The sequence below is a fragment of the Halobellus inordinatus genome, from assembly GCF_024464655.1.
Taxonomy (GTDB): domain Archaea; phylum Halobacteriota; class Halobacteria; order Halobacteriales; family Haloferacaceae; genus Haloquadratum; species Haloquadratum inordinatus.
In genome coordinates, this window is the sequence record NZ_JANHAV010000002.1 from 31,072 (window position 1) to 44,071 (window position 13,000).

Here is a 13,000-nt window from a genome sequence, read left to right on the forward strand (position 1 = left end):
AGCGCGAGGTACGGTCTCCGAGATAAAAGCATATCGCCCGGCGTACGCAATCACGGCCGCACGAAGTCGGCCGCGGTCGGGACTCGTCCGGACGTTGAAATAGGGGGAGCGCCCAGAGAGAGTATGTCGCTGTCGTCGGATCAGACGCCCGTGACGATTCTGAGCGGGAGCCTCGGCGCGGGAAAGACGACGCTCCTCAATCGCCTCCTGTCGGGTGCGGGCGATCGGGACGTCGCCGTCCTCGTGAACGATATGGGTGAGTTGAACGTCGACGCCGACCTCGTGAGCGAGGAGTCGGAGCTCACCGTCGCCGACGGGCAGGTGACGGAACTGTCGAACGGCTGTATCTGCTGTGAACTCCGCGACGACCTCGAAACCGCCGTCGTGCAGTTAGCACAGGAGCGTTCCTTCGACCATCTCGTCGTCGAGCCGTCGGGGATCAGCGAGCCGGCACCGGTGGCACGCCTGTTCACCGGCGGGTCGCCCGCGGCGGCGAAGTACCGCGTCGACGCGGTCGTCGCCGTCGTCGACAGTCGGCTGTTCGCGGATACGTTCGGCCCCGACGGAGAGCCGACCGAGACGGTCGCCGAGGGCGGCGATGGTGAGCGGCGGCCGCTGTCGGACCTCCTCGTCGAGCAGGTCGAGTTCGCGGACGTCGTGGTGCTGAACAAGACGGACCTCGTCGACGACGCGGAGCGGGAGCGCGTCGAGCGCGTGGTCCGCACGCTGCGGCCGGACGCGCGGGTCCTCGCGACCACCTACGGCGACGTCGCGATCGACGACGTGCTCGGCGTGGACCTGTTCGACCCGGGTGCGGCCGCGGAGAAAGCAGGGTGGAAACAAGCACTGGATGCCGCGGAAGGTGCAGATGCCGGTAGAACGGGCGGACGTGGGAACGGCCATAGCAGCCACGAGCACGCCGATCACGACCACACCGATCAGAGCCGCGACCGCCACGGGCACGACGGCCACGGACAGACCGGCCACGACCACGCTGGTCACGAACACACCCACCCCGAGGACGACTACGGCATCACCTCGTTCACGTACCGACGGCGGCGACCGTTCCACCCCGAACGCATCGCCGCCGTCCTCGCGGACCTTCCGGCGTCGGTGTTGCGGTCGAAGGGCCATCTCTGGGTTGCCGGACGCGAGGAAACGCACTTGACGTTCAGCCAGGCGGGCGCGTCGGCCAGCGTCGAGGCGACGGGGCGGTGGATCGCGAGCCTTCCCGAGTTCGAGCAGCGAAGCTACCGGAACAACCGATCGGACCTCGGGTACGAGTGGGACGAGACGTGGGGCGACCGGCGGACCGGCCTGGTGTTCATCGGGCAGGATATCGAGGAGTCGGCGCTGATCGACCGCCTCGACGACGCGCTACTCACCGACGCGGAGTTCGAAGACGAGTGGGAGACGCTTTCGGGGCTCGACCGCTACCCGACCGAGCCCGGTGAGAGGGTCGTCCTCGCGAGTCCGGGCGAGTGAGGCGATGCGGTCGGATCCGGACCTCCCGGCGTTAGCAGGCGCAGCCAGTCGATCCGGGCGACCGTTCGAGTTCCATCTCGTCGCCGCACTCCGGACAGGTCGGCGGCGCGTCGTCGGCGACGTCGCGCGCCGGAATCCGTTCGGCGCAGTCGTGGCACCAGTAGGACCCACGCGTCGACGACGTGGCGTCACCACGGTTCGGTGACTCCGTCGAAGCCGCGAGTGCGTCTCTGATCGTTCCGAGCAGTCCCAGATCCGACGTGATCCGGCGCAACAGTGTTAATTCCGCGTCGCTCGTGCGTGCGGGTCGGGAAAGCGCAGTGATGACCGTTGCTGGAGAGGTTCGGTCACCCCCCGCTCGCGAACGCGAGCAGACTCAGGAAAGTGAGGACGGCCCCGAATACGAGCGCCCCGTAGCAGATGCGGCGGAAGCGGAGGTCCGCCGGGAGTTCGCGGCGGACCGTCGGGTCGACGGTCCAGACGAATCGTCGGTACGCCCACACCGTCGTCGCGAGCGCGGCTGCGACGGAGACGGCGAGGCCGCGGGGCCAAGGAACGGCGAACGCATCGAGATACAGCGGGCCGAAGGAGAGACACAGAAGCCACGCGGAGCCGGCGACGACGACGAACGGCACCGGGTCGACCGGGTCGCCCTCACGATTTCGGACGGACACAGTTGGCGTTCGGCCGCCAGCACAAAATATGTGAAGGCCGGGAGCGAGAGCCGAGTATGGAGACTACTTCGCAGGGCGATCCACGGGTGCTCTTCGTGATGAACCTCGTGTTATCGTCGCTCTTTGCGACCGTGGTCGTCTGGGGGTTGGATCTCGTCGGCATCGCGGCGTTCACGCCGGTGAACGTCGGCTCGTTGGCGCTCGTAATTATGGCGGTGACGTACGTTATGACCCGCTGAGGCCGGCCTCGGATTCCCTCGGGCGCGCCGCAGACCCCCGGAGTTATGTGGATCCGAAGCGGCGACTGTACCTATGGCCATCGAAGATCGCGACGACGCGTATCTGATCACGCACGCACTCGCCAGAGACACGCTCTCGCGACTCCGCGACGTCGGGACCGAACAGGTCGCGTTCCGGAAAGGGCTCGTCAAGCTCGGTCGGATCTGCGGCTACGAGATCATCGACGGCGCGATGGAAACTGAGTACGTCACCGTCGAGACGCCACTGACGGAGACGACCGGCGAGCGCGTTCGGGGACTGGACGACGTCGTCATCATCAACGTGTTGCGGGCGGCGACGCCGTTCGTCGAAGGACTCCTGAAGGCGTTCCCCCGCGCGAAACAGGGCGTGATCAGCGCCGGCCGCGACGAGAACGCCGGGATGAACGACGAGGGGGAGTTCCCGATCTCGATCGACTACGTGAAGCTCCCGGAGATCACCGAGCGGGACACCGTCATCGTCGCCGACCCGATGCTCGCGACCGGCTCGACGATGTGTGCCGTCCTCGACCACGTCACCGAAGTCGGCGAAGCCGAGCCCGCAGACCTGTTCGTGCTCTCGGCGGTCTCAGCACCTGACGGACTGCTCCGCGTCGGGGACGAGTTCCCCGAAGCAGACCTCCTGACAGTCGCCATCGACGACCACCTCGACGACGACGGATACATCGTGCCCGGACTCGGCGACGCCGGCGACCGGGCGTTCCGGACGACCTGAGAACCCAGACGACGTGAACACCTTTACCGACGGGTCGCACAGGGACACGTATGACCGGCAGCGAGCCCTGTGACGCCTGTGGCGAACCGATCGAGGAACCGCTCGCGCGGACCATCCAACTGAACGTCGACCGCTCGGAAGTCGATAGCCAGCGCCTCTGTCCCGGCTGCTTCGCCGACTGGATCGAACGCTATCGAATGGAGATGCAGCCACGGGCCCGCGAGGACGTCCACGACGCCGACGCGGACATCATCGTCGACTGAGAAGAAGCGCGTTTCGCGCCGGTGGGTAAAAGGATCCGGCCCGCTCAGACCGGATACACGCGTCGTTCGTCCGTCGCGCGCTCGTATATCGCAATATAGGGCGTCCCCGACTCGTCGTCCGGGCACGACGAAGTCTGTTCGATCCGGAACGTCTCACCCGTCGCGTTCGCCGCGTCGAGGTACAGCGTCACCGGATACGTCTTCGAGCCGAAACTCATCACGTGCTCGTTGTAGCCGTCCTGTACGTTCAGGTGGACGCGGGGCGCGGAAGGTCGTTCACGGGCGGGTTCGGACGGGGGCCGATACTCGCTCCAGTCGCCAGCCGCACACGCCGCGTAGTTCGGCGTCTCGACGCGTTCGGGGAGCGGCGTCGGGTTGGTCACGACGACGGAGGCGACGCGGAGATCTTCGCGTGGTGATTCAGCAATCTCGATCTGACTCTCCGGCTGGAGTTCGTACGCGAGTCCGCCGGTCGCAACATCGACAGCGAGGACGACGACAGCCAACACCGCGATCACGCCGAGGAGAGACGCCGCCTGTCTCCCGGTGAGGAGGTGGTTTCGGTCGTCGAAGCGGGTGCGGAGCGCGAACAGCACGGCCGCGAGGAGTAGCAGTCCGAGGACGGTGAGTTCGCTGCCGACGTTGAACGTGTTCACGACGTCGAAGAAGAGTCCAACGACAGACACGACGACGACGCCGTATCCGAGCAGCGTCAGTTGAGCATCGTCGGTTCGCTGGGAGATCGCGAGCACCAGCGCGAGGAACAGAAAGACGATCGCGACCTTCGAGACGGGAGAGTAGTTGAACTCGACGTTGAGAATGAAAAAGAGGACGGCGAGTGTGGTGAGAGCCGCCGCCGCGCCGTTGAACAGCGTTTCCGAGTCGATATCGACCATACGGCGCGCTTCAGCGTCCGGCGGCAAGTATCCCCGGGTGAAACAAAGGGGCGTTTCAGTTACGAGAGACGAACGAGTCTATCGATCCTCCGATCCTCTCGTCAGATCGAACCCCTCCATTTCGTCTCGAACGTCGTCGCAGTCGGTCGAATGTCGTATCGGAGGCGGCCGGCGAAAGCCACCCCCGAAACCCTCGGGAGTCTACCCGTGAGACAGGTACTCACCCGGAGACGTCACGGCCGGTATATCTGAGGGCGTCGCGGCCGGTGTCCCCAGGGACACCACGTCTGATGTGAAAAACCGGGTGCAGCGAGGAGAGAAAGGCCGGCGACGTATTATCGGTGCTCGATCTTCGCGCGCCCGCTGGTCGCGCTACGGATGCGATCACGGAGATCAGAAGCCTCGTCGACGGGTGCGCGGATCTCGAAGAAGACATCGGCTTCGTAGGCCGCTTCGAACTCGACGTCCGCGCTTTCGAGGAGTCCGCGGACCGTCCCGGAGTCGTCGTAGGCGACGGTGACGTCGAAGCGCTCGTGCGGCACCGTCTCGACGACTCCCGCGTCGTCGACAGCGTCTTTCACCGCTCGCGAGTATGCGCGAGCCAGTCCGCCGACGCCGAGGTTCGTCCCGCCGTAGTATCGTGTCACGACCGCGACGACGTTCCGTACCTCGCGCTGGACGAGGACGTTGAGCGCGGGCTTGCCCGAGGAACCGCTCGGTTCACCGTCGTCGGACTGGTACTCGCGGAGCATCGTCGCGGCGGACGACCCAGTGCCGGTGCTGCTGGCCCCGTCTTCTCCGGCGGCTGGGACCCGGTACGCGGGAACGTTGTGCGTCGCGTCCGGGTGGCGAGTGCGGACCTCCTCGACGAACGATTCGGCCTCCGCGACGGTGTTCGCAGGCGCGACGTAGCCGATGAACTCGGAGCCTTTCACCTCGAAGCGGGCTTTTCCGGGTCCGGCGACAGTCCGGAAGGCGTCAGCGCGGGCGTCGGATCCGCCGGCAGCGTCGGTCACAACACGTGGTAGGCCCGGCATCGTTCAAAAGGATTCGCGTCGGTGGGTCAGGAGAGACGAGACGCGATCGAGAGACGAAGCGAGAAGCGGGGGGCGAGAACCAGGAAGCGGAAAGTGGGAAGCAGGAGGTGGGAAGCGGGAAACGGGAAACGGGAAGCCGGGGTCACGCGATGCTGATGCGGCGGACGAATGCGAGACCGGAGAGTTCGTTCAGCAGGTCGCCGGGGATCGGCTCGTCGGTGACGATGTAGAGCTTCGGCTCGTCGGTGAACTCGGGGTCCTCGCTGATCGTCTGGCGGATCGAGATGCCGCGGTCGGCGATCCGAGAGGTGACTTCGGCGACGATACCGGACTGCTCGGCGTCGTTCGGCTCGATCGTCAACACCGACAGATCGAGTACGGGCGCGAGATCCATCAGGCTCGGGATCGACGAGATGTTCTGGAAGATGCGTCTGAGCTCTTCGTCCTCGAGGATTGCCGTCGTCGTCGAATCGACGACGCGCCGGTCGACGTCGATCTCGCGCGCGATCCCCGTGTTCGGGATCTCGATACCGCCGGAGACGACCCGCCCGTCGTCGTTGACCGAGAACCCACGTTCGAGGAGGAGGCGGATGACCGCCTGCTGGCTCGGACTTCCCTCGAACTTCTCCATAATCTCGTCGAACATCCGTCAGAAGGGTGCGTCGCCAACGCTATTATAGTAGCGTTTGGCAGGCAAGAGCGTTTGGCGGGCAGTACCCTTTTGAGGGAAACATCAAACGGCTCCGTTTCGGGTGGAAACGGGTCCCGCTAGTAGAAACAGAGATTCGAGTTGAACGGCCGTTCCACCCGAAACCAGGGGTTTCAGTTATCGAACCGCGCTTGGACGAACGGCTGGGCGTTCTCGATGTCGCCGAGTCGGGAGTCAGAGAGGAGGACGGCCTCGGTTTCGTCGATTGGGACCGACAGCGAGATCTCTTTGGTCCGGCCGTAGCGTCCCTTGGAGACGACGACGGCGTTGACGATACCGAGCATATCGAGTTCCGAGATGAGGTCGGTCACGCGGCGCTGAGTGAGGACGTCGGCGTCGATCTCCTCGCAGAGCCGCTTGTAGATGTTGAACACCTCGCCCGTGTTGACGTTATGAACGCCGTTCTTCTCCAGCAGAATGGTGGCGAAGAGGACGATCTTCGACTGCGTGGGGAGCGTCCGGACGACTTCGACGACGCGATCGAGTTCGATCTTGTCCTGGGCCTGCCTGACGTGGGCCTCCTCGACGGTGTCGGCCTGACCGCGTTCCGCCAGTTCTCCCGCGGTTCGGAGCAGATCGAGCGCGCGGCGAGCGTCTCCGTGCTCTTGGGCCGCGAAGGCGGCACACAGCGGGATGACGTCGTCGGTGAGCGCGTCGTCTTTGAACGCGACGTTCGCGCGATGCTGGAGGATATCGCGGAGTTGATTCGCGTCGTAGGGTGGGAAGACGATCTCCTCCTCACCGAGGCTGGATTTCACCCGGGGATCGAGGAAGTCAGTGAACTTCAGGTCGTTCGAGATCCCCATAATCGAAATCCGAGAGTTGTCGAGTTCGGAATTCATCCGTGAGAGGTTATAGAGCGTGTCGTCGCCGGACTTCTCGACGAGTTTGTCGATCTCGTCGAGCATAATCACGACGACGCGCTCCTCGTAGTCGACGGCGTCAAAGAACGTCGAGTACACGCGGTCGGTGGGCCACCCCGTCATCGGGACGGGTTCCATCTCGTCGTGATCGGATTCGAGTTGCTCGATCCGGTCGGCGACGGCCTCGACGGTGTCGAAACGGGTTTCGACGAGGGCTGTCGCATCGTCGACCGCGCGCGAACGGAGCTGTTTCAGTTCGTCGAGTTCCGTCTCGATGACCTCCTGGTTCTTCTCGATGAATTTGTTCGCGAGCTGGGCGAGAACACGGTACTGAGTGTCAGTCACCTCGCAGTTGATGTACTCGACCTCACAGGGGACGTCGTACTTCTTCGAGGTCGATTCGAGTTCCTGGCTGACGAATTTCGCGCTGGCCGTCTTTCCGGTTCCCGTTTTCCCGTAGATCAGGATGTTCGACGGAGTTTCGCCGCGGAGCGCCGAGACGAGAATCGTCGCCATCTGATTGATCTGCTCGGTGCGATGAGGGAGTTCGTGGGGTGTGTAAGAGGGTCGGAGGACTTCTTTGTTCTCGAAGATCGGTTCCCCCGAGAGGAGGTCGTCGAAGAGTCCCTGGCTGTCGCCGTCGTCGTCGAGGACGACTTCGTCGAGACTCACGTCGGTAGATCCGGCCGACGAGTCTCCGACGCCGATGGAACTCGCGTCCGTCGGTCCGATGCTCTCTTCGATGTCGATGTCCTCGGCGGTGACCGGTTCACGATCCGCGGGTTCCTGAGCAGCACTGTCGTCGTCAGTCGATCCACCGGAGTCTGTCGAGGGATCGGCGCGCTCCGGACGCGACTGAGCGTCTCCCTCGGAATCCGTGCGACTCTGCGTGCTATCGGTTCGATCTTCAGGGTCGTTCCCATCGCCGGGTTGCGTGTCCTCGTCCATCAGTGAAACCCCCCTATTTCGACTGGAAATCACACGCCCACCGTCGTTAGATCGGATGTTACGCCGAGAGAAAACGAGATTGCGCCGGTTCCCTCTCAGCGACGTGTCCAGTTGATGCAGACGAAGCAGAGGAACACGTGGTACAAAAAACTTGCCTCTTTCACACCAGCCGGTGGCTCGACGAATTGTTTGTAAAGCCCTGAAATGACTTTTCAGAGCCTCTAATGCCTCTCAGACGGAGATAAGTACTGTCAATACCACGTAGTTGTAAATTAGCTTCGCCTCACTTACACACGTTTCGCCTCAGTTACACACTAGAAAATAATGTAAAATAAGCAGGATATTGAATTTGGTCGCTGGATCGTTCGGCGGTCGTGGGAGGCGGTTCCCCGACGCTCTTGGGGGAACGCAACTGGACGTGGGAACGATTCCTCCGGCTCCTCGCCCCATCCCCGCCCCCCACCCCTTCGTTTCGGGTGGAACCCGAGATACAGAGGGAGGGGTGTCGAAGGAGTCTCTAGATGCCGGTAGCTTTATTACTCCTTAGCTTGAACCACATCCGTACTGCAGCAAAGTAATTAATTAAGAGCTATATTATATTTAATTTTATTAGTGTTAAGATAGTTTTCTAGTGGCGCGTCTGCACGCACCGGCCGCCTTCGGGTCGTTCCAGTTGAAACGAAGGGGTGGGGGAGGGTGTTCGGCCCGACATTTGCATCGACCAACCATCGACGACTTCGGCCAACCCCGTCGCCCGACTCCCACTGGAAGCGACAAATTCGGAGCAACAGACGGCGAACCCCGTTTTCGTATCATATTTCGGTGGTACGTCTGACGCAGTGTTTAAGTGAACACGCGAATGTGGTACCTCCATACGCCCCTCCACGAAGCGGATCGGGAGGCGCGGGAGGCCAGGATGGGACTGTTCACAGAACTTAGAGACAGCATCTCACGGGTCGTCGACCGGATGTTCTCCGATTCCGAACCGAAGCGGATCGGCATCTACGGACCACCGAACGCCGGGAAGACGACTCTCGCAAACCGCATCGCACGTGACTGGACCGGCGACGCCGTCGGTCCGGAGAGTCACATCCCGCACGAGACCCGACGCGCACGCAGGAAAGAAAACGTCGAGATCGAACGCAACGGGAAGACCGTCAACATCGACATCGTCGACACGCCCGGTGTCACGACGAAGGTCGACTACAAGGAGTTCCTCGAACACGATATGGAGAAAGACGACGCCGTTCGGCGCTCACGCGAGGCGACCGAGGGCGTCGCCGAGGCGATGCACTGGCTCCGCGAGGACGTCGACGGGGTTATCTACGTGCTCGACAGTACTGAGGATCCCTTCACGCAGGTCAACACGATGCTCATCGGTATCATCGAGAGCCAGGACCTGCCCGTCCTCATCTTCGCGAACAAGACGGACCTCGACGACTCGAACGTCCAGCGCATCTCGAACGCGTTCCCCCAGCACGAGACGGTGCCGCTCTCGGCACTCGAAGGGAACAATATGGACGAAGTCTACGGGAAGATCGCGGAATACTTCGGGTGAGAACGATGCCAGAAGTCACACCAGGAGATTCCGGAGACGGCGTCCAGATCGACCTCATCAGCGGCGCTCGGATGGAGGGACTGACGAGTATGGAGAAGATCCGGCTCATCCTCGACGGCGTCCGCGACGGCAACATCGTCGTCCTCGAAGAAGGCCTCTCACCTGACGAGGAGTCGAAGCTCATCGAAGTCACGATGACCGAGATCAGCCCCGACGAGTTCAACGGGATCGAGATCGAGACCTACCCCCAGTCGGGCAGCGCCAATCAGGGATTTCTCGGGCGCCTGATGGGCAAGGAGTCGACGAAGAAACTCACGGTTATCGGCCCCGCGAACCAGATCGAGACGCTCCACAAAGACGAGAACCTCATCAGCGCGCTGGTTTCTCGGAAGTAATGACCCCGCACTGTTCCTTCGGCTGCCGAAATCTGGCGCCGTTCCACTTGAAACGGACTCCTCCACAGTAACCACAGATGCCTCACGAATGCACAAACTGCGGACGCGTATTCGCCGACGGATCGAAAGAGATGCTCTCGGGGTGTCCGAACTGCGGCGGCAACAAGTTCCAGTTCCGTCCCTCGTCCGCGACAGACACGGGAGCAGACGACCGGACGACTCCCACGGGAGCAGACGACCGGACGACTCCCACGGGGGAAGATGATCGAACGACGGAGCGTCAGCGACCCGACGCGGACCCTTCATCCAGTGGAACGGAACCCGCTCGTGACACATCGTCGCCGACCGACGACTCGAGCGGGTCTAACGCTTGGCGTGAGGCCGCCGAACGCGTGCTCGGAAAAGGATCGGACGAAACTACGGATTCGTCCGAACCGGACCGACAGGAGCCGTCTCGACAGTGGGTGAATCAGCGCCGCGACGAGCCGTCTTCGTCGGGTCGAGACACTGCGCCCGACAGAACGCGCGCGTCGGAAAGTACCGATCGGACGCACGCGATGGATTCTCAGGCGCAACCCCGTCACTCCGAACAAACTGGGGGGGAAACACGTCCGGGCGATACCGACCCCAGTTCCACTCGGAACGACACCGACACCAGTTCCACTCGGAACGACACCGACACCAGTTCCACTCGGAACGACACCGACACCAGTTCCACTCGGAACGATACCGACCCCAGTTCCACCTCACCGCCGTCGGATACTGACGACGCAGAAAGTCAGCCAGGTACGACGGAGGCCCCATCTACCGTCAGTCCGAAAGAGAACACGGCGCAGGCGAGCGCCCGCAGCGAGGTCGTCTCGCCCGACGAAATCGCGGCAGCGAGTCCGGACGAACCCGACACCGTCGCGCCCGCTGAGACGCCCGCGGAAGCCACTTCGGACTCTGACGGACCGCCGACCACCTCCGAAGGACGGGTCATCGAGCCGTCGAGCGACGAGCGTCCCGACCTCGACGAACTCCGCGAAGAACTCAACGAGCAGTTCGAGAGCATCCGCATCGTCGCTCCCGGCGAGTACGAACTGAACCTGATGGAACTGTACGACCGGACCGAATACATCATCTCGCTGCAGGAGGACGGGCGCTACGTCATCGAAGTCCCGGACACGTGGGACACGACGCCCGGCGGCGCCGAAGACGCCTAGTACGACGACAGCCACGCTGACTCTCTTTTCGCTCGCAGCGGCGGATTGAAGCATTTAAGCGCCCCCGCTGACAGGGTGTCACTATGAGCCAAGCGACGAAGATCGTTCTCGGAACCGTCGGTGTGTCGGCCGTCCTCGCGATCGCAATCATATTCGCGCTCGCGTTCGGGTAACGTCCGCAGCGCGTTCCCACACGCCGCTTTTCCGTTGGCTGCACGTTCAAATCAGAGCCACGCGGCTCCGATCGGTACTCACTACCCCGCGGCTCCGATCGGTACTCATTACCCCGGTTCGACTGCACGAACACATCTCGCCTGCACTCGCCACCCTCACCGGAGTCGAGACGGGGGCCTGAAGGCATCGCGTCCCCAACTCCGGATATGTTCGACCGACGCGACCTCGCCGACGACGTCGCCGCCGTCCGCAACGAGCACGCACCCGATGCGCTCGTCCTCGACGTCGCCGCCGACTTCGAGACCATCCCGCCGGCAGCCGCGGAGGATCTCGGCCTCCTCGTGGACGGACTCTCGCCGGCCTCGTACCCGAGCGACTGGCTCCCGGGCGATGCGCCGAGCGCCCTCGTCACCTACGCGAGTTCGGATTTCACCGTTGGGATGCCGGGTGACGGCACCGTCACGTGGACGAGACAGACCACCCCGCCGACTGTCCTCGTGAAGAAACGCGCGGAGGGTACCCCGACGGAGTTCCTCGATTTCCTCCTTGCGGAGGCGTTCGTACAGATCGGAACCGACGCGCCCGAGCACTTCCTCCCGTTCTTCGGCGAGCAGTACCGCGAACTCGATCGCGTCGTCCCGCTCGGCCCTGCGGACGTCTATCAGATCGCTGCCGCGCTCTACGACGCCTGGCTGGGACTCCAGACCAGAGAGACGTTCGCCGCGTGGGAGAGTACCCAACCGCGTCTCTTCGACGCCTGGGAAGACGCCGGACAGCGATTGAAGGGTCGACTCTCGACGCTCCCTCGGGCAGTCGCGCGCGGGCAGACGTCGTTCGCCGAAGCCACCGAGTACGCCTGCTCTGCGATCAAACACGACCTCGAACTCCCCGCTCCGTTCGCCGCGCTCGACACGCAGATGTTCCTCGAACACGGCGCGGAGTACGGCGTTCGATGGGCCGAAAAGACCTTCGAGAAACTCGAAGAGGGGTCCGACCGAACCGATCAGTCCTGACCGGTTCGCATTACGCTACAGAGTACGAGCCCCCACTCTCGGAACCGACTCATAGGGATTATCGTAACTGTTCGGAGATTCTCGCCGTACCGTCCGGCGAGACATCTATGGCGACGTACGATAATCCCTATCAGAACTCGGCGGTGACCTCGCCGCTGACGTCGAGTTCGACGACGGCGTCGAAGAGGTCGCGGAACCGCTGGATCGTCTCCTCGTCGTGGACCTCGTTCGAGAGGTGGAACAGCCCGACGGCGTCGTGTTCGTCGAGCAGTTCGAGGAGTCGCTCGCTCGCTTCGTACGCGCCGTCGACGTCCGCGTAGTAGGCCATCTCGGTCACCGAGTCGACGCTGATCCGTAGCTTTCCGTCGTGGGACTCCAGGAACTCCTGTGTCTGTGCGACGATTCCGTCAAGGTCGTCCGGTGCCGAGACGTAGTGGACGTGGTCCGTTCGTCGACGGGAGTAGCCGCGTTCGACCGACAGCGTATCGAGGACGACCGCCTTCTCCTCGTCGACGTCGTAGTGTTCCAGTTTCTGCTCGACCTCGCGGGCGGTGGTTCGTGTGGAGATTACCAGGAAGTGGTCCGTATCTGTCTTCAGGAAGTCCGTGTCGATGCGGTCCGTCTCACCAATGCTCGGGTGCAGCAGCAGAATGCCCGTTCCACCAGGGATCGAATCCGGTGCGTTCTCGATGGCGAGGTTGTAATCCATACCCGTAGGTCCGGCCCCGCTGACTTAATCGTGCGGGGGATCAGATCCGGAGGGGAGGAAAGGACCAGATCCGGAGCG

Annotated in this window: 16 protein-coding genes; 9 read left to right on the plus strand and 7 right to left on the minus strand. The window is 63.1% G+C overall.

Annotation, left to right across the window (positions count from 1 at the left end; translation table 11 throughout):
• Window positions 1-123 precede the first annotated feature (123 nt).
• Window positions 124-1,485 carry a GTP-binding protein gene (locus tag NO347_RS04410; RefSeq protein WP_256288451.1) on the plus strand — a complete coding sequence of 454 codons (1,362 nt, stop codon included), beginning with the start codon at window positions 124-126 and terminating at the stop codon, window positions 1,483-1,485.
• Between the two features lie 31 nt (window positions 1,486-1,516).
• Here the strand turns inward: NO347_RS04410 and NO347_RS04415 are convergent, their stop codons facing one another.
• Together NO347_RS04415 and NO347_RS04420 are read right to left on the minus strand one after the other, a co-directional pair.
• A complete protein-coding gene (locus NO347_RS04415) occupies window positions 1,517-1,759 on the minus strand; it encodes a zinc-ribbon domain-containing protein (protein ID WP_256288452.1) in 243 nt (80 codons plus the stop codon).
• A 73-nt stretch (window positions 1,760-1,832) separates the two neighbouring features.
• Window positions 1,833-2,159: a hypothetical protein gene (locus tag NO347_RS04420; protein WP_256288453.1), complete on the minus strand. Its 327-nt coding sequence runs from the start codon at window positions 2,157-2,159 to the stop codon at window positions 1,833-1,835.
• Window positions 2,160-2,215: 56 nt separating this feature from the next.
• On the opposite strand from NO347_RS04420, the gene NO347_RS04425 reads away from it, so the two are divergent.
• The 3 genes from NO347_RS04425 (at window position 2,216) to NO347_RS04435 (ending at window position 3,415) form a co-directional block, all read left to right on the plus strand.
• Window positions 2,216-2,398 carry a DUF8107 family protein gene (locus NO347_RS04425; RefSeq protein ID WP_121570774.1) on the plus strand — a complete coding sequence of 61 codons (183 nt, stop codon included), beginning with the start codon at window positions 2,216-2,218 and terminating at the stop codon, window positions 2,396-2,398.
• A gap of 73 nt (window positions 2,399-2,471) precedes the next feature.
• Window positions 2,472-3,152 carry a uracil phosphoribosyltransferase gene (gene upp, locus NO347_RS04430; RefSeq protein ID WP_256288454.1) on the plus strand — a complete coding sequence of 227 codons (681 nt, stop codon included), beginning with the start codon at window positions 2,472-2,474 and terminating at the stop codon, window positions 3,150-3,152.
• Between the two features lie 50 nt (window positions 3,153-3,202).
• Entirely contained in the window at window positions 3,203-3,415 is a 213-nt protein-coding gene (locus NO347_RS04435; protein ID WP_121570776.1) for a DUF7569 family protein, read from the plus strand.
• A gap of 44 nt (window positions 3,416-3,459) precedes the next feature.
• On the opposite strand, the gene NO347_RS04440 is transcribed toward NO347_RS04435, so the two are convergent.
• The 4 genes from NO347_RS04440 to NO347_RS04455 form a co-directional block, all read right to left on the minus strand.
• Entirely contained in the window at window positions 3,460-4,311 is an 852-nt protein-coding gene (locus tag NO347_RS04440) for a hypothetical protein (RefSeq protein ID WP_256288455.1), read from the minus strand.
• A 335-nt stretch (window positions 4,312-4,646) separates the two neighbouring features.
• Complete coding sequence (locus NO347_RS04445) at window positions 4,647-5,327, minus strand: IMPACT family protein (RefSeq protein ID WP_256288456.1); 681 nt, start codon at window positions 5,325-5,327, stop codon at window positions 4,647-4,649.
• A gap of 163 nt (window positions 5,328-5,490) precedes the next feature.
• Window positions 5,491-5,994, minus strand: coding sequence for a TrpY family transcription regulator (gene trpY, locus NO347_RS04450; protein ID WP_256288457.1), 504 nt, complete (start codon window positions 5,992-5,994; stop codon window positions 5,491-5,493).
• A gap of 176 nt (window positions 5,995-6,170) precedes the next feature.
• Entirely contained in the window at window positions 6,171-7,868 is a 1,698-nt protein-coding gene (locus tag NO347_RS04455; RefSeq protein WP_256288458.1) for a Cdc6/Cdc18 family protein, read from the minus strand.
• A gap of 916 nt (window positions 7,869-8,784) precedes the next feature.
• Here NO347_RS04455 and NO347_RS04460 point away from each other — a divergent pair.
• The 5 genes from NO347_RS04460 to NO347_RS04475 all read left to right on the plus strand — a co-directional run bounded on the left by NO347_RS04460 (window position 8,785) and on the right by NO347_RS04475 (window position 12,213).
• Window positions 8,785-9,426 (plus strand): Era-like GTP-binding protein, encoded by a 642-nt coding sequence (locus tag NO347_RS04460; protein ID WP_256288459.1) that lies wholly within the window; start codon window positions 8,785-8,787, stop codon window positions 9,424-9,426.
• Between the two features lie 5 nt (window positions 9,427-9,431).
• Window positions 9,432-9,821, plus strand: a complete 390-nt coding sequence (locus NO347_RS04465; protein WP_121570822.1) for a DUF2073 domain-containing protein — start codon at window positions 9,432-9,434, stop codon at window positions 9,819-9,821.
• A 131-nt stretch (window positions 9,822-9,952) separates the two neighbouring features.
• Complete coding sequence (locus NO347_RS04470) at window positions 9,953-11,026, plus strand: Zn-ribbon domain-containing protein (RefSeq protein ID WP_425492349.1); 1,074 nt, start codon at window positions 9,953-9,955, stop codon at window positions 11,024-11,026.
• A gap of 83 nt (window positions 11,027-11,109) precedes the next feature.
• A complete protein-coding gene (locus NO347_RS17345; RefSeq protein WP_425492341.1) occupies window positions 11,110-11,199 on the plus strand; it encodes a hypothetical protein in 90 nt (29 codons plus the stop codon).
• Window positions 11,200-11,406: 207 nt separating this feature from the next.
• Window positions 11,407-12,213, plus strand: coding sequence for a DUF7089 family protein (locus NO347_RS04475; protein WP_256288462.1), 807 nt, complete (start codon window positions 11,407-11,409; stop codon window positions 12,211-12,213).
• Between the two features lie 130 nt (window positions 12,214-12,343).
• Here NO347_RS04475 and NO347_RS04480 read toward each other — a convergent pair whose 3' ends face one another.
• Window positions 12,344-12,922: a DUF7090 family protein gene (locus NO347_RS04480; protein ID WP_256288463.1), complete on the minus strand. Its 579-nt coding sequence runs from the start codon at window positions 12,920-12,922 to the stop codon at window positions 12,344-12,346.
• Window positions 12,923-13,000: the final 78 nt, after the last annotated feature.

Coding starts and splice junctions, on each gene's coding strand:
- NO347_RS04410 (WP_256288451.1), top strand. CDS start 124: ATGTCGCTGTCGTCGGATCAGACGCCCGTGACGATTCTGAGCGGGAGC.
- NO347_RS04435 (WP_121570776.1), top strand. CDS start 3,203: ATGACCGGCAGCGAGCCCTGTGACGCCTGTGGCGAACCGATCGAGGAA.
- NO347_RS04455 (WP_256288458.1), bottom strand. CDS start 7,868: ATGGACGAGGACACGCAACCCGGCGATGGGAACGACCCTGAAGATCGA.
- trpY (WP_256288457.1), bottom strand. CDS start 5,994: ATGTTCGACGAGATTATGGAGAAGTTCGAGGGAAGTCCGAGCCAGCAG.
- NO347_RS04425 (WP_121570774.1), top strand. CDS start 2,216: ATGGAGACTACTTCGCAGGGCGATCCACGGGTGCTCTTCGTGATGAAC.
- upp (WP_256288454.1), top strand. CDS start 2,472: ATGGCCATCGAAGATCGCGACGACGCGTATCTGATCACGCACGCACTC.
- NO347_RS17345 (WP_425492341.1), top strand. CDS start 11,110: ATGAGCCAAGCGACGAAGATCGTTCTCGGAACCGTCGGTGTGTCGGCC.
- NO347_RS04470 (WP_425492349.1), top strand. CDS start 9,953: ATGCTCTCGGGGTGTCCGAACTGCGGCGGCAACAAGTTCCAGTTCCGT.
- NO347_RS04475 (WP_256288462.1), top strand. CDS start 11,407: ATGTTCGACCGACGCGACCTCGCCGACGACGTCGCCGCCGTCCGCAAC.
- NO347_RS04480 (WP_256288463.1), bottom strand. CDS start 12,922: ATGGATTACAACCTCGCCATCGAGAACGCACCGGATTCGATCCCTGGT.
- NO347_RS04460 (WP_256288459.1), top strand. CDS start 8,785: ATGGGACTGTTCACAGAACTTAGAGACAGCATCTCACGGGTCGTCGAC.
- NO347_RS04465 (WP_121570822.1), top strand. CDS start 9,432: ATGCCAGAAGTCACACCAGGAGATTCCGGAGACGGCGTCCAGATCGAC.
- NO347_RS04440 (WP_256288455.1), bottom strand. CDS start 4,311: ATGGTCGATATCGACTCGGAAACGCTGTTCAACGGCGCGGCGGCGGCT.